The sequence below is a fragment of the Sphaerimonospora mesophila genome (assembly GCF_001417795.1).
Lineage (GTDB): Bacteria > Actinomycetota > Actinomycetes > Streptosporangiales > Streptosporangiaceae > Sphaerimonospora > Sphaerimonospora mesophila.
Window position 1 is genome coordinate 377961 of sequence record NZ_BCBX01000033.1, and the last position, 18374, is coordinate 396334.

At 71.9% G+C, this 18374-nt stretch carries 15 protein-coding genes; 5 read left to right on the top strand and 10 right to left on the bottom strand.

Annotation, left to right across the window (positions count from 1 at the left end; translation table 11 throughout):
• A partial coding sequence (locus AP234_RS37185) for a fibronectin type III domain-containing protein (protein WP_160330418.1) occupies window positions 1-1050 on the top strand: 1050 nt, incomplete at its 5' end.
• 43 nt (window positions 1051-1093) lie between these two features.
• Here the strand turns inward: AP234_RS37185 and AP234_RS11720 are convergent.
• Entirely contained in the window at window positions 1094-1732 is a 639-nt protein-coding gene (locus AP234_RS11720; protein ID WP_055479603.1) for a pyridoxamine 5'-phosphate oxidase family protein, read from the bottom strand.
• 80 nt (window positions 1733-1812) lie between these two features.
• Between AP234_RS11720 and AP234_RS11725 the strand changes: the two genes are divergently transcribed.
• Window positions 1813-3222, top strand: coding sequence for a PLP-dependent aminotransferase family protein (locus tag AP234_RS11725; protein ID WP_055479728.1), 1410 nt, complete (start codon window positions 1813-1815; stop codon window positions 3220-3222).
• Between the two features lie 172 nt (window positions 3223-3394).
• Here the strand turns inward: AP234_RS11725 and AP234_RS11730 are convergent, their stop codons facing one another.
• From AP234_RS11730 to AP234_RS11755, 6 genes are all read right to left on the bottom strand, one after another.
• Window positions 3395-3991, bottom strand: a complete 597-nt coding sequence (locus AP234_RS11730; protein ID WP_200926448.1) for a hypothetical protein — start codon at window positions 3989-3991, stop codon at window positions 3395-3397.
• Window positions 3992-4066: 75 nt separating this feature from the next.
• The gene (locus tag AP234_RS11735; protein ID WP_055479605.1) at window positions 4067-4864 is read right to left on the bottom strand and encodes a polysaccharide deacetylase family protein; all 798 of its coding nucleotides are present in this window, start codon (window positions 4862-4864) and stop codon (window positions 4067-4069) included.
• Window positions 4861-5817 carry a glycosyltransferase family 2 protein gene (locus AP234_RS11740; protein WP_055479729.1) on the bottom strand — a complete coding sequence of 319 codons (957 nt, stop codon included), beginning with the start codon at window positions 5815-5817 and terminating at the stop codon, window positions 4861-4863. The genes AP234_RS11735 and AP234_RS11740 overlap by 4 nt, the downstream gene beginning before the upstream one ends.
• A complete protein-coding gene (locus AP234_RS11745; protein WP_083502007.1) occupies window positions 5814-6644 on the bottom strand; it encodes a glycosyltransferase family 2 protein in 831 nt (276 codons plus the stop codon). Before AP234_RS11745 ends, AP234_RS11740 begins: the two co-directional genes overlap by 4 nt.
• A 296-nt stretch (window positions 6645-6940) precedes the next feature.
• Window positions 6941-7321: a hypothetical protein gene (locus tag AP234_RS11750; RefSeq protein WP_055479606.1), complete on the bottom strand. Its 381-nt coding sequence runs from the start codon at window positions 7319-7321 to the stop codon at window positions 6941-6943.
• A 174-nt stretch (window positions 7322-7495) separates the two neighbouring features.
• Window positions 7496-9322, bottom strand: a complete 1827-nt coding sequence (locus AP234_RS11755; RefSeq protein ID WP_055479607.1) for a substrate-binding and VWA domain-containing protein — start codon at window positions 9320-9322, stop codon at window positions 7496-7498.
• 177 nt (window positions 9323-9499) lie between these two features.
• Here AP234_RS11755 and AP234_RS11760 point away from each other — a divergent pair, with 177 nt between their 5' ends.
• The gene (locus AP234_RS11760) at window positions 9500-10306 is read left to right on the top strand and encodes a TrmH family RNA methyltransferase (protein WP_055479608.1); all 807 of its coding nucleotides are present in this window, start codon (window positions 9500-9502) and stop codon (window positions 10304-10306) included.
• On the opposite strand, the gene AP234_RS11765 is transcribed toward AP234_RS11760, so the two are convergent.
• The 3 genes from AP234_RS11765 to AP234_RS11775 form a co-directional block, all read right to left on the bottom strand.
• Window positions 10303-13659, bottom strand: a complete 3357-nt coding sequence (locus AP234_RS11765; protein WP_055479609.1) for an AfsR/SARP family transcriptional regulator — start codon at window positions 13657-13659, stop codon at window positions 10303-10305. The genes AP234_RS11760 and AP234_RS11765 overlap by 4 nt on opposite strands.
• Before the next feature lie 140 nt (window positions 13660-13799).
• A complete protein-coding gene (locus AP234_RS11770; RefSeq protein WP_055479610.1) occupies window positions 13800-14912 on the bottom strand; it encodes a lysylphosphatidylglycerol synthase domain-containing protein in 1113 nt (370 codons plus the stop codon).
• Window positions 14913-15008: 96 nt separating this feature from the next.
• Window positions 15009-15806, bottom strand: coding sequence for a PIG-L family deacetylase (locus AP234_RS11775; protein ID WP_055479611.1), 798 nt, complete (start codon window positions 15804-15806; stop codon window positions 15009-15011).
• Window positions 15807-15953: 147 nt separating this feature from the next.
• Between AP234_RS11775 and AP234_RS11780 the strand changes: the two genes are divergently transcribed.
• Together AP234_RS11780 and AP234_RS11785 are read left to right on the top strand one after the other, a co-directional pair.
• Window positions 15954-17078, top strand: a complete 1125-nt coding sequence (locus tag AP234_RS11780) for a glycosyltransferase family 4 protein (RefSeq protein WP_055479612.1) — start codon at window positions 15954-15956, stop codon at window positions 17076-17078.
• A gap of 307 nt (window positions 17079-17385) precedes the next feature.
• Window positions 17386-18363, top strand: coding sequence for a malate dehydrogenase (locus tag AP234_RS11785; RefSeq protein WP_055479613.1), 978 nt, complete (start codon window positions 17386-17388; stop codon window positions 18361-18363).
• Window positions 18364-18374 lie beyond the last annotated feature (11 nt).

Here is an 18374-nt window from a genome sequence, read left to right on the forward strand (position 1 = left end):
ACGAACGGGAAGTCGTACGACTTCCGGGTGCGCGCCACGAACCTGGCGGGTGACTCCGCTCCGTCCAACGTCGCGTCGGCGAAGCCGATGCCGCCGTTCCCGCAGGCGCCGTCCGGGCTCAGCGCCTCGGCGCACGGCGAGAACGCGGTGAAGCTCACCTGGACGGCGAGCCCGACCAAGAACGTGTACTACTGGATCGAGTACCGCGTCGCGGGCGGCTCCTGGATCCGGCTGAAGTATCCGCTGTCCACCTGCTGCTCGTTCACCGTGGACTACCTCACGCCGTCGAGAACCTACGAGTTCCGCGTCCGGGCGACCAACGTGGCCGGCGACTCCGCACCCTCCAACACCGATTCCGTGCGTCTGACGGTGACCCCGCCGGGCAGGCCCTCCGGCGTCCGGGCCGCCCCGGTCCCCGGCAGGGAGGCCATCGACGTCACGTGGAACGCGGTGTCCGGGGCCACCGGTTACAGCGTCGACGGCAGGCCGTGCGGAGCTTCTGGGAAGTGGACGATCCTCGGCATCATGATCACCAGGACCAGTCACACGGTCGAGCACCTGGCCGGCTGCTGGGACCTGCGGGTGGTCGCCGACCGGTTCGGGGTGGAGGGGTCGGCCTCCGGATCGGCGAAGGCCTACGTGACCTACAACGACTATCCGCTCGGCGGCTACCCCACCTACCACCCCGACGCCTGGGGATTCCTGGTGAAGGAGTGCACCTCGTTCGCCACCTGGCGGGTCCGGCGCTACCACATCTCCGGGTTCAACGCCTACTGGCGGCAGCCCGGCACCGATCACTGGTGGCATGCCAAGAACTGGGACACCGCGGCGTCACGCGCGGGCGTCCGGCAGGACGGCACGCCGGTCGCCGGCAGCATCGCCCAGTGGGAGGGCGGGACGTACGGACACGTCGCCTTCGTCTCGGGAGTCGGCGACGGCTACATCGTGGTCGAGGAGTACAACGGGCAGGGCGACCACCGTTACTCGACCCGGAAGATCTACTCCGGCAGCGGCTGGCCGAGCCGCTTCATCCACTTCGAAGACTGGTGAGCCGCCCGCCCGGGCGCTCCCGCGCCCGGTCCGGTGCCGGCGTTCACCCGCGGTCGCTGACGTGGGCGGGTACGGCGATGCCCGCGGCCAGGCGCGGATCCGGCACCGGGGCGCCCCAGCCCACGGTCAGCGGCAGCACCCCCGCCCAGACGGGCAGGTCGTAGTCTTCCTCGTCGTCGATCGGTGGGCCCTGCCGCACCTTGACGGAGGCCTCGTCGAGCGGCAACGCGAGCACGGCCGTCGCGGCGATCTCCTTGCGGGTGGGCGGACGGACGGCCTCCCACCGGCCGGGGGCGAGCTGCTCGGTGATCACACGCAGGGCTTCGAGCCGCTCGTCGAAGTCCTCCACCGGCCGGGCCGTACCGTAGATCATCGCGGAGCGGTAGTTGGCCGAGTGGTGGAAGGCGGACCGGGCGAGGACGATGCCGTCGAGGTGGGTGACGGTGACGCACACGGGACCGTCGAGCGCCGCGCGTAGCGAGGTCGCCCCGGTCGAACCGTGCAGATAGAGCGTGTCGTCCCGCCGGCCGTACCCGGTCGGGATCACCATCGGCTGCCCGCCGGCCACCACGCCGAGGTGGCAGACGAGGCCGGCGTCCAGGACCGCGTAGAGGTCGGCGCGGTCCGTACGGGCACGGTCCTTGGCGCGCTTCAGGGTGGTCCGCGGTGTCGTGGAGAGCATGTCCGTTAGGTTAAGCGGAAGTGGACACGTGCAACATGTCCACTTCCGGCCGCTCTCGCGAGACCACTTCACCGGAGAACATCGTGCGCGGGCATATCGACCTTCCCCTGACCCTGGACCGATCCTCGCCGGTGCCGCTGACCGCGCAGCTCGCCGACCTGCTCAGAGAGGCGATGCGCACCGGCGGGCTGAGGGCGGGCGAGCGGCTGCCGTCGAGCCGCGGGCTCGCCTCCGTGCTCGGCGTCAGCCGGACCGTCGTGATGGTCGCCTACCAGCAGCTTTACGCCGAGGGCTGGGTGGACGGACGGCACGGCTCGGGGACGTACGTGGCGGACGGCGTCGATCACGGAGGGCGGACGGCACGCCGGGAGCGACGCGAACGGCCGGGCGATCGCGTCCGCACCGGACCGGCGGACCGGGTGATCGACATGCGGCCCGGACGGCCGTGGGCGTCCGCGTACGACATGGCGGCCTGGCGGCGTGCCTGGCGCGCGGCCGGGGCCCTCCCGCCGGACGATTTCCCGGACCCCTACGGCCATCCCCGGCTGCGCGAGCTGCTCGCCGAGCATCTACGCCGGGCGAGGGCCGTGCCCGTCTCGGTGGAGGACGTCATGGTCACGAGGGGCACCGGCAACGGGCTCGACCTCATCGCGACCGTGCTGCTGCGGCCCCGGCCCGGCGAGCCCCCGCCGAGGGCGGGAGTGGAGGAACCCGGTTACCGAAAGGCCAGGGGCATCTTCGCCGCCCGGGGCGCCGAGATCGTCCCGTGCCCGGTGGACGACCAGGGGGTGATCGTCGAGGCGCTGCCGGACGACCTTCGGGTGCTCTACACCACACCCGCCCACCAGTACCCGATGGGCGGCCGGCTGCCGATCCCGCGCAGGGAACGGCTGCTCGCGTGGGCTCGCCGCACGGGCGCGATCCTCGTCGAGGACGACTACGACGCGGAGTTCCGCTACGACGTCGCGCCGCTGCCCGCGCTCTACGGCCTCGACCCCGACCGGGTGGTCCTGCTCGGCTCGCTGTCGAAGTCGCTCAGCCCGGACGTCGGCCTCGGCTGGCTGGTTGCCTCCGGAGGACTGCTCGACCTGATCGCCAAGGTCCGGGAGGAGTTGACCGACCGCACGCCCGGACCCGTGCAGGCCGCGGTGGCGACCCTCCTGGAGCGCGGGGACCTCGACCGGCACCTGCGCAGGATGCGGCTCGAGTACGCCCGGCGCCGCGCGATCATCGTCGAGACCCTCGGGCCGCTCGGGCCGGTCGTGCGCGGCGACACCGCCGGGCTGCACGTGGTGATCGAGCTGCCCGCAGAGGTCGTCCACCGGCTGGTCGAGCGGGCACGCCGACACGGCGTGCTGCTCGACACCGTCGACCGCCACCATCACGGCACGCCGCGCGTGCACGGCCTCGTGCTCGGGTACGGCTCGGCCTCGCAGGCCGACGTACGGCACGCCTGCACGGTGATCCGGCGGCTGCTCGCCGCGCCGTGATCCCCGGAGTCAAGCGCCCCTCCCGCCGATCCTTGCCCCGTCGCGTCGTCCAGGGCGGCACCTCGCGGCGTTGGAGTCGTCGCTCGTAGCTCCGCTACTCAGCTCCTCCTCCGCCTTGCGACGCACCACCCTGGCCGCCGCTCCTTCCGGGCAAACCTTGGCGGTCGCGGCACTAGATCACCTGCTCCAGCAGCCGCAGGTCCTCCTGAGGGACCTGCAGCTTGGCGGGAGCGGGACCGACGATCCTGGTGATGTCGATCGAGCCCGGGTCGCCCTCCCGGGTCCCCGGCACCTGCGAATGGCCGAAGTGCCCGCCGAGCGACCATAGGCGGCAACTGCGGTCGGCCATGAGCGAGTGCGGGTAGGGCAGCGGCGGCCCGCACGGCCAGCGACGGGGAACCTCCCAGGAGTCCAGCCACTCCAGGATGTCGTCCAGGCCGTCGAGCTTGGTATCGGTGAACGGTTCGTGCGTGGATCCGATGACCCGGACCTGCACGCAGACGCGCCCGTTCCGGCCCCGATCTCCCACCAGCCCGCTCGCCGCCCTGGTGGGCGGGAGGAGCTGGACGATCTCCCCGGTCACCGGGTTCCACACCAGGTGGGAGGGGCGATCGAGCTGGATGAGCCGCTGGGCGACGGACTTGGCGGAAACCGCTTGAGGATCCGCGGGCCAGATGAACCAGACGGTGCGCGGAGCCCCGCCGAGCATCGCCCCGGAGTCCTGAAGGGAGGGAAGCCGGCTGGCGCCGGGCAGCCATGCTTGGGCCACGATGCCCCCTCAAATCCTCGGTCGGGTGTTTTCTCCCCTTTCGAACTCGCGCTAACACCTCGCGAATCATGATTGTTACTGGCGAGTGGCAACGGCTCGTAAAGCGGAACGCGTCCGGCGCACGACTGCGTAACCTCCGGTGAAAGCGCGATATTTGAGATAAATGAGAGGCATTCCGCGATCCTCGACCGCCCGGCGGAAGCGGGCGATCGTGATGTCACGCCCCACCGTGAGCCGGGGAACGGCCAGCCGGTCATGGCGCCCGGCGGCGACGGCGTTGTTCACCGCGCAGGCCGCCTGATAGCCCGTCTCGCTTACCGCCCGCCGCACCCTCGCGCTGGAATAGCCGTAGGGGTAGGCCATCGTGCGCACGGGCCGGTCGATCCGCTCCTCCAGCAGCGCCTTGTTGCGCCGCAGCTCCTCCCGGAGCTCGCGGTCGGGAATCTGGTCGAGCTGGGGATGGCTGTGGCTGTGGCCGGCGATCTCCACGCCGTGCCCGGCGGCCTCGCGGATCTGGCTCCAGCTCAGCGTCCGGTCGAGCGGCCGCCCCGCCGCATGCGGCCCGGCGTCGCGCACCCACCCGCTGGTGACGAAGAGCGTGGAACGCAGGCCCAGACGGTCGAGCACGGGCAGGGCGATCTCGTGGAAGTCGGCGTACCCGTCGTCGAATGTGATCACGACGGGGCGCTCGGGAAGCTCCGCGCCCGCGTCCAGCGCGGCCGTCAGCTCGCCGAAGGTCAGCGCGGTGAACCCGCGGTCCGCCAGATAGGCCATCTGCTCGGCGAAGTCGGCCGGCCGCACCGCGTGCGGGCGGGTGCCCGAGGTCGGCCGGTCGGTCACCGAGTGGTACATCAGGATGGGCACCCGGGTCATCGGCCCGCCTCCGCCGCCGTTCCGGTCCGCACGCGGCCCACGACGTAGCCCCAGGTGGTCCAGGCCAGCCCGGTGACGATCGCGGCCGCGCGGCCGAGCCCGGCGAGATCCCCGCGTACGGCGTCGCCGAGCCCGCGCAGCACGCCCAGCGGGAGCGTCCGTAACGTGTAGCTCCGCTCGCTGGACAGTCCGTCACCCGCGCCCACGCTGCGGGTCACCATGGCCTTCGACAGACCCTCCGCATAGCACCTGGACCGGAAGTAGGCGAAGCGCGCCCGCTCGGCGGAGACACGGTGACCGATCGCCGCGCCCGGCTCGAACAGCAGGACCGATCCGGGGCGCCGCTGCGTGAGCCGGATGCAGAACTCCGTCTCCTCACAGCCCAGCGGCCTGCTCCCGCCGCCGCGTACGCTGCGCCCGATGTGCGTGCTGAACCCGCCGACCGCGCCGACGACCTCCCGGCGGAACGCGGCGTTTCCCCCCATCACATTCCGGATCGGGGCGCGCTCGACGGGCATGCCCCGATAGGTGCAGCCCACCGTCCAGTCGAACTCCTCGGGAAACCAGCGGGGACGGCCGCCGCCCGCCCACAGCGGCCTGGTCAGGCCGCCCACGCCCACCACGGCCGGGTCGGCGAAGTCCGCCTCGAACGCCGCCAGCCACTCGGGATCGGCCACCGCGTCGTCGTCGAGGAAGGCGACCACATCGCCCGTGGCCGCCTCCGTTCCCGTGTTCTTGCCGCCGGACAGCCCACGCTCGTGCGCGTTCTCCAGCACGATCGCGTCCGCGTACTCCCGCTTCATCCTCAGATGCAGGGCGGGGTTGTGGTCGACCACGAGGATCAGTTCGTACGGCTGCCGCCGTTGCGCGCGCACCGACTCGACCGCCGCCCGGATGTCGTCCCAGCGATCCTCGGTGTAGGCGCAGATCACCACAGAGATCCGTGGGCTCATGCCGCGCCCTTGTCGGCCACCGGTGTGGTCGTGGCCGACGGCGCCGATCGCGGTTCGCGCCGCCACTCCCGCGCGATGGTCCGCAGCACCCGCAGGCCGTCCCTGACCGTCCTGAGGTTGCTCGCGCCGTGGATGCGGCAGCGCTCGTGGCTCGGCACCTCGTGGACGCGCAGCCCGGCCCGGGCGGCGCGGATGTTCATCAGCGTCTCGACCTCGAACCCGTCGCAGTCGAGGTCGAGGACCGGCAGGTGATGGGCCCAGAACGCGTTGTAGCCGTAGCACAGGTCGGTGTAGCGGGTGCCGTAGACGAGGTTGACGACCATGCGCAGCATGCTGTTGCCCAGCCTCCGGCTGATGGTCAGGTCGTCGCTGCCGCCGCCGGGGAGACAGCGGGATCCCTTGGCGAAGTCGGCGCCGCTGACCAGTGCGCCGACGAAGCGGATGATCTCACGGCCGTCGGTCGAGCCGTCCGCGTCGATCATCACGATGATCTCACCGGTGCAGGCGGCGAACCCCTCGGCGAGCGCGTTGCCCTTGCCGCGGCCGCGCTGCCGTACGACCCGGAGGCCGGGGCGGAGCCGGCGGGCCACCGCGACCGTGTCGTCGGCCGAGTTGCCGTCGACGAGCACGACCTCGTGGACCCACGGGGGCAGGGTGGCGAAGACATGCGGGAGGTTCTCCGCCTCGTTCATCGCGGGGATGACCACGCTCACGGTCGGGGCGATGGCGAGGTGCGGGCCGAGCGGTGTATATCGGTCGACGGCGGGCAGCGACCGTAGGGTGGCGAACTGTGGCTTGACCCCGTGCTGGGTGATGTCGGGACTCATCGTGACTGGGGTGTCCTTCCAGGCAGTCGGTCATTCGTGGACTGCCGACGAACCGGCGCGGTCTGGACGGAGAGGCGTTCTCCGTCCCGGTCTGCTGGCAGGGAGAGGCTGGTCTGTCAAGCGGACGAATGGCTGAACCGGCGACGGCGGTGAGGGGGACGCCGACGCCGTGGCGGGGAGGGAACGCCGTGTCGGTGAGTGAATCAGACGGGTGCGGGGCGGGCGGATCCGAAGGACCTCATGGCCTTGGCCCTTCGACGGCGCGTGTGATGGTCACCCTGAGCCTGCCCCCCTTTTCAACGGCGCCGTCCGGCGGCGCTGTTCAACGGCACGGTCGATGGCGCCCGTTCCCGGTAGAGCAACCGGATGACGAGCAGGAAGAAGCCCAGCACCCCGATCGTGGCGACCCCGGCACGGGGGGACCACGCGTTGAAGAGGAGCATGGCTTCGGCGAGTAGAACATTTATTGCCAGGCTTGCCGCCGCACCCACCGTCAGCGTCGAGAGAGGGTCACGATCGCGCAACAGTCCGATGATCGCCGCGCCGGGAACCACCAGCATGAACAGGGGAGCGAGCACCATGCGGGCGGGCGTCTCGACGTCCGCCAGCACCAGCACCGCGCCGGCGGCACACGCCACGGCGAGCACGACCTTCGCGATGGTACGGCTCCTGCTCATGCCTCCCCGACTCCCCGAACGACGCTCGTCACATGGGACCCACGGCTTCACCTGACGACAATGGCGACGCCTTGCCCATGCAGCGGGTTTACCTGATCGCGCCGGAAGCCGCGATCTTATCCGGAATGTTGCCCGGCACCGGGTATCTCCGGGGAGGCCACGACCGGAGGCCGCCTACTGGCGCGCCCCTTCGCAGTTCGGCGCGCAGAGCCGGCGCGCGATGCCCTTGAGGAAGATGTCGCGGATCTCCAGCACCGTCTGCGGGAAGTACGCCGCGCCGCCGGTGGCCTTGGCGATCGCGGTCATCTGCGCCCTGTCGTCGTCCTTCGTCGTGTTGAACGAGATGATCAGGATGCTCACCGGCCGCTTGGGGTCGTACGTCTGCTTCAGCTTCCGGATGATCTCGTCGTTCTCGAGGCCGCCGGTCGGGTCGTCGTTGCCGACGCCGTCGGTGAACAGCAGGATCGTGTTGACCTTGTCGGGCTGATACTCCTTGGTCATCTTCTGGTAGGCGGCCCACAGCGTGTCGTTCAGCCCGGTGTTGCCGGTCGGGATCGCGCTGGTCCGCTGCATGGCCCGGATGATGCGGTCACGCCGGGTGACGCCGTTGACCTGCTGCGCCAGCGGGCCGATCGAGATGATGGGTTTCCAGTCCACGCCCTGGCCCTGCAGGTTGTCGGAGAACGCCCAGATGCCTACCTCGGCCTTGCCCGGGAAGAGCTTCAGTCCCTCGATGCTGGTGTCCGTGATGGCCTTCATCCGGCTGACCCCGGTGCTGTCGGCCGGCTCGGCCATCGTCCCGGAGATGTCGATCAGCCCGAGCAGGCGGGTGCCCAGCTTGATCTGCCGCCACGCCTGGGCCAGCTTGTCGATCGACGCCTGGTCGGGCAGCGCGATCTCCGCCGGTTTCTTGGCGTTCACCCCGTTCTCCGGCTTGAGCAGGCCGCCGCCCGTGCCCTCCGGGGTGCGGAAGCCGTAGTCCTGCACGGTCTTCTTGCCCGAGGCCGAGGTCAGCTCGGCGGCGAAGGCGTCGGCGGCCTTGCGGACCGCGCCGTTCTCGGCCCTGATGACGATCGGGTAGTCGAGGCTGACCGTGCCCTCGGTCGGATAGAGCGCGACCGCGGGGTTCGACGGGGAGGTCTTGGTGTTGAAGGACCAGACCGCCTGCTCCGAGGCGACGCCGACCGGGACGCGCGCGGTGGTCTTGGTCAGCGTGGCGAAGAGATTGTCGGGGGACGGCACGGTGGATCCCGACAACTGCCGCAGCACGCCGACGAGGAGCTCCTCGCTCCCGCCCTTCGCCTTGAGCACGCTCGCGCCGGCGAGCAGCGCACCCAGCCCGGCCGCGTTCTGCGTCGGGTCGAGCGCGAGCACGCGCACCTTCCTGGCCAGGCCGTCGGGGTTGGCGGCGTTCGCCGCGCTCATCAGCCCGGTCCAGCTCGCCGGGCTGAAGCCCGAGCTCAGCTTCTCCGCACCGGACTTCGACGTGGTGAGCACAATGGGGGAACGGGCGGCGTTGCCCGCCATCTTCGCCGTGCCGTTCTCGGGCAGACCGGTGGTCCAGAGCTTGGAGTCGGGGATCCAGAGGTCGGGGACGGCCCCGGCCTTCCCAGCGGCCCCGGCCTTGGTGGGGCCGGTTCCCGCGATCGCGTTCGCGACGTCGGCGGACTCCGCCGCCTTGACCGTCACGGCCACGCATTTCCCGTTGACCTTCTTGCCCGACTTGGCGAACCTGCTCGCGATCTTCTGCACCGCCGGCTGGATGTCGGGCGAGGCCACCACGGTGAGCCCGATCTTGTCGCCGGAGCTTCCCGCCTCCCCGCATTCGGGGTTCTTGTTGACGACCACGTATGCGGCCACCCCGCAGAGCACGGCGAGGGCGACCGCGCCCGCCAGCGGGACGAACACCTTGCCCGGGCCGCCGCCGCGCCGCCTGGATGGCTGTTCGTGCTCGGGATTGAAGCCACCCTCGAGTTCGTCTGTGCGGTGCCGTCCGCCCACGGTGCCCTCTTCGGTCTCGATTTGGCTCCCCCCGGGATGAGGCGTGGCTCTCGGGGGAGATTCTCCGTAATGCTTACGGAACGATAGCGGCATCGCGATGTGGGGCCAAACGTCGGTTTTAGTGCGACTTTGGGCCGTCGATGCCGCGGGGCGCCGGCTCCGCCGTACCCTTGACGGGTGCTCATCCCCGTCGAAGACGCCGCCGATCCGCGCCTCGCCGATTACGTACGGCTACGCGATGTGGACCTGCGCAAGAGCCTGGAGAGCGAGCACGGGCTGTTCATCGCCGAGGGGGAGAAGGTCATCCGGCGGGCCGTCGGAGCCGGTCACCCGGTGCGCTCGGTCCTGACCACGGCCAAGTGGCTCGACCACCTCGCCGGCGCCGTCGGGGAGACCACCCCCGTCTACGTGGTCTCCGACGAGGTCATGGCCGGCGTCACCGGCTTTCCCGTCCACCGGGGCGCGCTCGCCTCGATGGAGCGTACGGCGCTGCCCGCCGTGGCGGAGCTGCTGGGCGGAGTGAGCAGGATCGTCGTGCTCGAGGACCTCGTGGACCACGGCAACGTCGGGGCCGTCTTCCGCTGCGCCGCCGCGCTGGGCGTCGGCGCGATCGTCCTGTCGCCCCGCTGCGCCGACCCCCTCTACCGCCGCTCCGTGAAGGTCTCCATGGGAGCGGTCTTCGCCATCCCGTACGCGAGGATGGCCGACTGGCACGGCGGCCTGGCCGAGATCCGGGCGGCCGGATTCCAGACGCTGGCGCTGACCCCCGACCAGTCGGCCACACCGCTCGACCGGGTCGTCATGGGGGAGCGGGTGGCGCTGCTGCTGGGCTCGGAGGGCGACGGCCTGTCGTCGCACTGGCTCAAGGACGCCGATCTGCCCGTCTGCATCCCGATGAGCCCGGCCGCCATGGATCTGGGCGTGGACTCGCTCAACGTCGTGGCCGCCGCGGCCATCGCCTGCCACGGCCTCCTCCGCCGTTAGGGAGTGCGGGGCTGGAGCGCGTGCCGGGCGTCGGCGATCCAGCGGGGGACGTCCACCCGCTCGGCCACGGCGAGCGCCTTCTCGTAGTGCTCCCGGGCCGGCAGGCCGAGCCGTACCGCGAGATCGCCGAGCGTCCTGGCCACCGGCCAGAGGGCGACCACGCCCGTGCCCGCCCCGGCGATCCTGTCGTGGAACGGCAGCAGCTTCTCGTACGCCTCCCGCATCCGGTTCTCGTCGTCGAGCAGCATGCCGGCGAGCGCCCGCCAGATGAGCGTGAGCTCGTAGAGGAAGTCCGTACGGACCGGCTCCCTGGTCAGCGCGATCGCCTGGGCGTCCTTGACGTGCCCCGCGTAGAACAGCGCCACCACGTAGGCGTCGAGGGTCCACTTGGCGCCGCGCTGGTGGGCCTCGCCCAGCGGCTCGACCATCTCGGCGGCGCGGCCGTCGACCAGATGGAGGCAGAACGTGGCGATCAGCGGCAGGTCCTGGCGGCCTTCGAGCATGCCGGCCCGCGCGGTCAGCCGGGCCGCGTTCCGGTAGGCGCGCTCCGCCGCGTCGTAGTCACCGGTGATCATCAGCCGCTGACCGGCGTACCACGCGCCCACGGCGGCCGGTGCGGGCAGGTCGTAGCGCCGGCCGAGCCGCTCGGCCTGCGCGAGGTGCTCGTCGGCCTCGGCGAAGTCGCCCCGGGCCGCCGCGCATTCCAGCAGCACCAGGTGGGCCAGCGTCCGGACCGCGATCTGCCCGGACTCCGCGCCGACCAACAGCAGTTCACGGCCGATGGTCTCGCGCTCGTCGACCTGCGTCAGCGTGTACGACTGGCGCAGCCTGCCGCTGAGCGCCGTCGCCAGCAGGGCGGGGTCACCGCTCGACCTCGCCAGCTCCTCGGCCTCCAGCGACGCCTGATAGCCGCGCTCCGTTGCCGATCCCTCGAGCTCCAGCGCCAGCGTGGCGAGCAGGCTGGCCCGCAGCGCCTGCTCGCTCGGCGGCAGTTCCTCCAGTGCCCTCTCGGTCACGTTCACGATCTCCCAGGCGGTCCGGGTGAAATCCCGGGCGATGCCCTTGTGCGGGACCGCGAGCGCGGCCGCCACCCGTGCGGTCAGCTCCAGATCGCCGAGCGGCAGGGCCGCCTCCATCGCCTCCCGCCGGTGGGCGCGGGCCGCCGTCATGTCGCCGCACAGCGCCAGCGCCCTGATCAGCCTGAGCTGCAGCTCCAGCCGCTCCTTCACCGGGCCGCGGCCGGGGCGGGCGGAAGGGTGGGCGCGGTCGAAGGCGGCGATGGCCTTCTGCCACAGCGATGCGGCCTCCCGGTGCGCGAACCGGCGCTCCGCCTGACCGGCCGCCAGACCGGCGTACCGCTGCGCCTTCGCCGCGGTCTCGGCCGAGCCCGCGGCGTCGTAGTGATGAGCCAGCGCGGCCACGTCGTTCGGGTCGCGCTGCTCGATCACCGACGCCACCGCGGCGTGCAGTCGCGACCTGCGCAGCCGGGAGGCGTCCGAGTAGATCGTGTCCCTGATCAGAGCGTGGTCGAACCTGAGCAGGCCGGGGCCGGGCTCGGTCACCAGCCCGGCGAGCAGCGCCGCCTCCACCGCGTCCACCACCGAGTCCTCGTCGCCCGACACGTCGACCAGCACGTCGACGTCGACGTCGCGGCCGATCACGGCGGCCTGCAGCAGCACCTGCTGCGCACGCCCCGGCAGCCGGGCGACCCGCCGCCGCAGCACCTCCCGCACCCCGGACGGCACGGCGGAGATGTCCGCCTCGGCCTCGAACAGGCGGGCCGTCTCCTTGACGAAGAACGGGTTGCCGCCCGCGCGCTCCACGATGGCGCCGACGACCTCGTCGTCCACCTCGCGCACGCAGGTGGCGCGGACCAGCGCGGCGACCGCCGCGTCGTCCAGCCCGCCGAGGGCGACCCGTACCGGATCCAGCCGGGCGAGCGCGGCGAGCACGTCCTGCTGCCGCGCGTTCAGCTCGCCGTCCCGGCAGGTGACCACCAGCAGGACCCGGCTGGCCGCGAGCAGGCTGGGCAGCGCGCGCAGCAGGGCCAGGGTCTGGTCGTCCGCCCACTGCAGGTCCTCGAGGAGGATCAGCAGCGGCGCCTCCCGAGTGGCCGCCGACAGGTAGCCGCCGACCGCCCGGTGCAGCCGGAAACCACCGGAGGCGTCGTCGTCGCCCGCGTTGTCCGGGGCGGTGTCGTCCAGCAGCGGCGCGAGCAGCGCGGCGTACTCTCCCGCGCCCCGTCTCGTGACGAGCGTGCGCAGCACCTCGACCCAGGCCCAGCCCGGCGGGGTCGCGGTGCTGTCGGGGCAGGAGCCGGTGGCCGAGGTCCACCCCTCGCCCTCCAGCCGTTCGGCGAGCCGCCGCACCAGGGTGCTCTTCCCCGCGCCCGGGTCGCCGCCGATCACGGCGACCGTGAACCGGCCCGCCCGCGCACGCGGCGCCGCCGCCGCGAGTGCGTTCAGCTCGGCGTCCCGCCCCACGAACGGCTCGGGCGGCAGGGGTGGTACGGCTCCCGCCTCGACCACCTGCCGTGGTGGCGGGGCCGCGGTGACCTCCACCGGTCGCCGGGCGGGTGGGGTCAGGTCGAGACCCGGGTCCTGGGAGAGGATGTCCGACTCCAGCCGCCGCAGCGCGGGCCCGGGATCGATGCCGAGCTCCTCGGACAGGATCGCCCGGGCCCGGCGCAGCGCGGCCAGCGCGTCGCCCTGCCGCCCGCACCGGTACAGACCGAGCGCGAGCAGCCGCCAGCCCTCCTCGCGCAGGGCGTGCTCGGTGGTCAGCGCCTCCAGATCGGGCACGGTCTCCGCGTGCAGCCCCAGCCGCAGGCCGGCGTCGGCGTGCCGTTCCCGCGCGACCACGCGCAGCTCGCTCAGCCGCGCCACCTCGGCCTCGGCCCACGGCTGGTCGGCGAAGTCGGAGTACGGCTTGCCCTGCCAGAGCGCGAGCGACGATCCCAGCATGGCCCTGGCCTCGTGCGGGCGATCGTCCAGCCGCTCCCCGGCCGAGCGGACGTCGGCCTCGAAGCGCAGCGCGTCCACCTGCTCGGGCGCGGCGCGCAGGGCATAGCCGGAGGCGACGGTCACGAGCAGCCGGCCCGGTCCGCCGCGCGGCCGGTTCGGCTCCAGGATGCGGCGCAGCCGGGAGATGTAGACCTGCAGCCCCGACTGCGCGCCCCTGCCCGCGTCGTCGTTCCACAGGTCGAACAGCAGGGTGTCGACCGGGACGACCTGGCCGCGCGCCACCAGCAGGCGGGCGAGCACGGCACGCTGCCGTAACCCGCCGAGGTCGAGCTCGCCGGCGCCGTCATGCGCTCCAACGGGCCCGAGAACCCGGAACGCCACCGAGCTCATTGGCCGCCGCCCAATCCATGTCTCACAACGCGCTCATCGGCAACCGACCGCCGATTCATATCAGGCGCAACGGTATGCGCGCCCACGAATCGGAGACAAGCGTTTCGCCGGCGCGGTCGGGCTGTCTTCACGCTGCGATCTTAGGGAGTCGCGCGGGGCGGAACCTCCGGTCCTCGTCCGCTCCCGCTCCACTCCCCGGATGCCGCCGATGCCGCCGCGGCGCGGTTGCCGTCGCGCCTGCGCAGCAGCGCCCAGCCGCCGAGCGCGAGACCGCCCCACGGGATCTCGATCGTGTACGTCCAGAAGCCGAACAGCACGGCGGCGGCCGTGGCCCCGCTCGCGGGCTGGCCGAACGCGCCGACCAGCAGGGCGGCCACGCCGCCCTCCATGATCCCCGCGCCGCTGGGGGTGACGAGCGCGGTGGTGAGCACCCGGCTGAGCGCGAAGACCGCGACGGTCTCGGCCGGGCCCGGATAGGACCCGGTGACGACGAGGCAGCAGGCCATGATCAGGCACTGCAGGCCGAGGAACGCGACCATCCCGAGGGACAGTCCCGGCCACCGCCGATGGATGATCCCGGCCGTGTCGTGGCGCAGCCGCTCGATCGCCGCCGACACCGCGTGCTCGCCCGGCCGGACGCGCCGGGGCAGGAGCCGTACCAGCGCGTCGAGCGCGCCGCCGAGGAGGGCCGCCGCCCGGTCCCAGTAGAGCGCCACGGCCACGACGGCGACGAGGACGAGAATCGAGATCGCGCCGGCCCACCCGGCCTGTGCGACGGTGGGGTTGGGCGCCTTGCCGGCGATCAGCAGGCACACGATGCCGACCGCGGGCAGGATGAAGCGGAACAGCGTGTTCCAGATGCCGGTGACGAGGGTGTAGACGACGATGGGCCGGTTGGCGAAGCCCCAGCCGCGCGTCATGCCGAACGTCAGCGCCACTCCGGCGGCGCCGCCGAACGGCAGCAGGTTGCTGACCGCGCTGCCCGCCGCGTTGAGCGTCAGCGCCTGCAGATGGGTGAGGCCGGGCAGCGCCGAGGTCATCACGAACGTGTACGCCCAGAGGCTGGCCAGCCACAGCACGGCCATCAGCGCGACGGCCGGCAGGCTCATCCTGGCGAACTCATGGCCGATCTCACGCCAGCTCACCTCGGCCCCGGTCAGCGCGTGGACGATCTGCGGGAGATAGACCACGAGCGCGACGGCCAGCGCGAGCGAGACCGCGGACAGCGTGATCTGCAGCCACTTCCTGTTCACCCGCGATTTCCCCCGTCGCCGTCATCGAACGCTCCCCAGCCAGTCTGCCGGGTGCGCCCGAGTCGTGGGCTCCTCCTCGCGGAGGATCACGGCCTCCTACGGATTGTCGAACGGATGCCGCAGACGGGTGCCGCGGGGCAGGCCCCGGCGGACGTACCACTCCGTGCCGAAGACGAACCGGTAGAGGGGATGGGGGATCTTCAGCATGGCGCCGAGGGTGCGCTCGCCGTCGCCGCCGGTCGCCTGCGTGCCGTGCGCGGCCATGGCCGCCCGCTTGGCCCTGGCATGCCTGCGCACGTTCACCCGGTGGGTGATCGCGTCGCCGGGGGAGTAGGCGCGCTCGAAGCTCCTGACGTCGAGCGAAGGATGGAAGCGGGCCGCCAGCCGGATGCCCTTGAGCAACAGGTCGCGGTTCACCGTCGCCTCGAGGACGATGGGCGTCCCGGCGATCTCGGCGGCCCGGGTGCCGACCCGGTACACCTGGACGTGGTCCGGGTGGCCGTACCCCCCGGCCGGGTCGTAGATCGTCACCAGGTCGGCGGTCTCCTCCTTGAGCACTGCGGCGAGCCGCTGCGCCGCCTCCTCGATGTCGGCGTCTATGAACGCGTTGTCCGGCCGGTCCTCGGCCACGCCGCCGTCGATCGCCAGGCCCGAGTCGCCGTAGCCGAGCTGCACCACCCGGGCGCAGCCGAGGGCCGCTGCCGAGGCGTGCAGCTCGTCCATCCGGGCCCGGCCCAGCTCGTCGCCGTGCGGGAGGTCGGCGAGGCCCCGCTCGCCTGCCGTCGCCACGACGAGCACGACCCGGTGTCCCTCGTGCGCCAGCATCGCCATGGTCCCGGCCGTCAGCAGCGCCTCGTCGTCGGGATGGGCGTGGAAGAACACCGCGGTGCTCATCGCGCCTCGCCGAAGATTGTCATCCGTCTCACCCGCGTCCACTCACTGGTCCGCCCATGATCCCATGGGTCGTTCGCGTGGCGTGTGCCGCCCTGGACGGTCGAGCGGGCGTTTGATGGGGGCCGGACACTCTGTCAGGCTTGGCCGGTGAGGATTCTTCACGTCAGCGACTGCTACCTGCCCCGGCTCGGGGGCATAGAGGTGCAGGTCGCCGACCTCGTCAGGGCGCAGCGCGAGGCGGGTCACGCGGTCGAGGTGGCGACGGCGACGCCGGGAGCGGCACTCCCCGGTGTGCATCGGGTGGTGGCCCGTCTCCCGTTCGACCTTCCGGTGCACCCGCGCGGCACGGGCCACCTGATGCGGCTCATGACCTCCCGGCGGCCCGACGTGGTCCACGTGCACACCGGAGCGGTCTCCCCGTTCGCCTGGATGGGGGTGCGCGCCGCCGTACGGGCCGGCCTGCCCGTCGTGGTCACCGTGCACAGCATGTGGGATCCCGTCACGCGCGGGGTCTACCGGGCGCTGCAGGGGGTGTTCGACTGGCGGCGCTGGGGCCTGGTCGCGACCGCCGTCAGCGAGGCCGCCGCGCGCCCTATCCGGGCGGTGGCCGGCCTACGGGTCCCGGTGCAGGTGGTGTCGAACGGCCTGGACGTCTCCGACTGGCGCCCGCGCGACGAGCCGCCGGCCGTCGGACTGGACGGTGTTCGTACGGACGGCGTTCATGCGGACGGTGTGCACGTCGTGGCCGTCGGCAGGCTCGCGCCGCGCAAGCAGCCGCTGCGGCTGCTCAAGCTGCTCGAGGCCGTACGCGCGCGGGTGCCCGGCCAGATCGCGCTGCGGGCCACGATCGTCGGCGACGGCCCGGCGCGCGGCCGGATGGAACGTTACCTGGCGGCCCGGCGCCTCGACTGGGTGTCGCTGCCCGGCCGGTTCAGCCGGGAACAGATCAAGGGACTGCTCGCCTCGGCCGACGTCTTCGTGGCCCCGGCGCCGCGTGAGTCGTTCGGGCTGGCCGCGCTGGAGGCCCGGGCGGCGGGTGTCCCCGTGGTCGCCCGGGCCCAGAGCGGCGTCGCCGACTTCGTCGGCCCCGGCAAGGAGGGCCTGCTGGGGCGCACGTTCGACGAACTGGTCGCGGCGGTCGCCCGGCTCGCCGGCGATCACGAGCTGCGTCGCTCGATCGCCGAGCACAACCGGGAGACCGAGCCGGTGAACTGCTCGTGGACGTCCGTGCTCGAGGGTTTCGCCCGCTGCTACGAGCTGGCGCGGGCCTGATCGGTCAGAACGGGAGAACGCGCCCCGAAGGGGTGCGCAGGTCGAGGGACTGGGGGGTTCTGGGTGGCCGCGGTCGCGACACAATCCGCACCTTCTTCAACTGGGCCCCTCCTTCCGTCGAGTGCCCCTCATCCGGTGTCATCATGATTCCCAAGAAACCGGCGCCCTTACCCTCCTCCGGTCAGTTCTTCTTCTCGCGGTGAGCTCTCCGCGTGTCACCGCCGTCCGGGACGGCACCTGGCCAAGGGAGGATCATCGTGGCCGGATAACATCCGTGAGACACACAAATCGCGAATGGGGAATCGTCATGACCGTCAAAGTGACCGTCACCGGCGCGGCCGGCCAGATCGGTTACGCGCTGCTCTTCCGCATCGCCTCGGGTCAGCTCCTGGGGGCGGACACCCCCGTGAAGCTGAGCCTCCTGGAGATCCCGCAGGCCGTCAAGGCGGCGGAGGGCACCGCGATGGAGCTCGACGACTGCGCATTCCCGCTGCTACAGGGCATCGAGATCTCAGATGACCCGGCGAAGGCCTTCGACGGCGCCAACGTGGCGCTGCTCGTCGGCGCGCGCCCCCGGACCAAGGGCATGGAGCGCGGCGACCTCCTCGAGGCCAACGGCGGCATCTTCGGCCCGCAGGGCAAGGCGATCAACGACCACGCCGCCGACGACATCCGCGTGCTCGTGGTGGGCAATCCCGCCAACACCAACGCGCTCATCGCCCGGTCGGCGGCGCCGGACGTCCCGGCCGAGCGTTTCACCGCGATGACCCGTCTCGACCACAACCGCGCCCTCTCTCAGCTCGCCGCCAAGCTGCGCGTTCCGGTGACCGAGATCAAGAAGATGACGATCTGGGGCAACCACTCGGCCACGCAGTACCCGGACCTCTTCCACGCCGAGGTCGGCGGAAAGATCGCGGCCGAGCAGGTCGAGGAGGAGTGGCTGCGCGACACCTTCATCCCGACCGTGGCCAAGCGCGGCGCGGCGATCATCGAGGCCCGGGGCGCCTCCTCGGCCGCGTCAGCGGCGAACGCGGCCATCGACCACGTCCACGACTGGGTCACCGGCACGCCCGAGGGCGACTGGACCTCCGCCGCCGTTCCTTCGGACGGCTCGTACGGCGTTCCCGAGGGTCTCATCTCCTCGTTCCCGGTGGTCTCCGTGAACGGCCGCTGGGAGATCGTCCAGGGGCTGGAGATCGACGCGTTCTCCCGGCAGCGGATCGACGCCTCGGTGAACGAGCTGGTGGAGGAGCGCGACGCGGTCAGTGCGCTCGGCCTGATCTGACCCTCCGGATC

Bases quoted from the DNA above. Each gene is read 5' to 3' on its own strand.
- AP234_RS11785 (WP_055479613.1), top strand. From the start codon at position 17,386: ATGACCGTCAAAGTGACCGTCACCGGCGCGGCCGGCCAGATCGGTTAC.
- AP234_RS11735 (WP_055479605.1), bottom strand. From the start codon at position 4,864: ATGACCCGGGTGCCCATCCTGATGTACCACTCGGTGACCGACCGGCCG.
- AP234_RS11720 (WP_055479603.1), bottom strand. From the start codon at position 1,732: ATGCTCTCCACGACACCGCGGACCACCCTGAAGCGCGCCAAGGACCGT.
- AP234_RS11740 (WP_055479729.1), bottom strand. From the start codon at position 5,817: ATGAGCCCACGGATCTCTGTGGTGATCTGCGCCTACACCGAGGATCGC.
- AP234_RS11745 (WP_083502007.1), bottom strand. From the start codon at position 6,644: ATGAGTCCCGACATCACCCAGCACGGGGTCAAGCCACAGTTCGCCACC.
- AP234_RS11765 (WP_055479609.1), bottom strand. From the start codon at position 13,659: ATGAGCTCGGTGGCGTTCCGGGTTCTCGGGCCCGTTGGAGCGCATGAC.
- AP234_RS11750 (WP_055479606.1), bottom strand. From the start codon at position 7,321: ATGAGCAGGAGCCGTACCATCGCGAAGGTCGTGCTCGCCGTGGCGTGT.
- AP234_RS11775 (WP_055479611.1), bottom strand. From the start codon at position 15,806: ATGAGCACCGCGGTGTTCTTCCACGCCCATCCCGACGACGAGGCGCTG.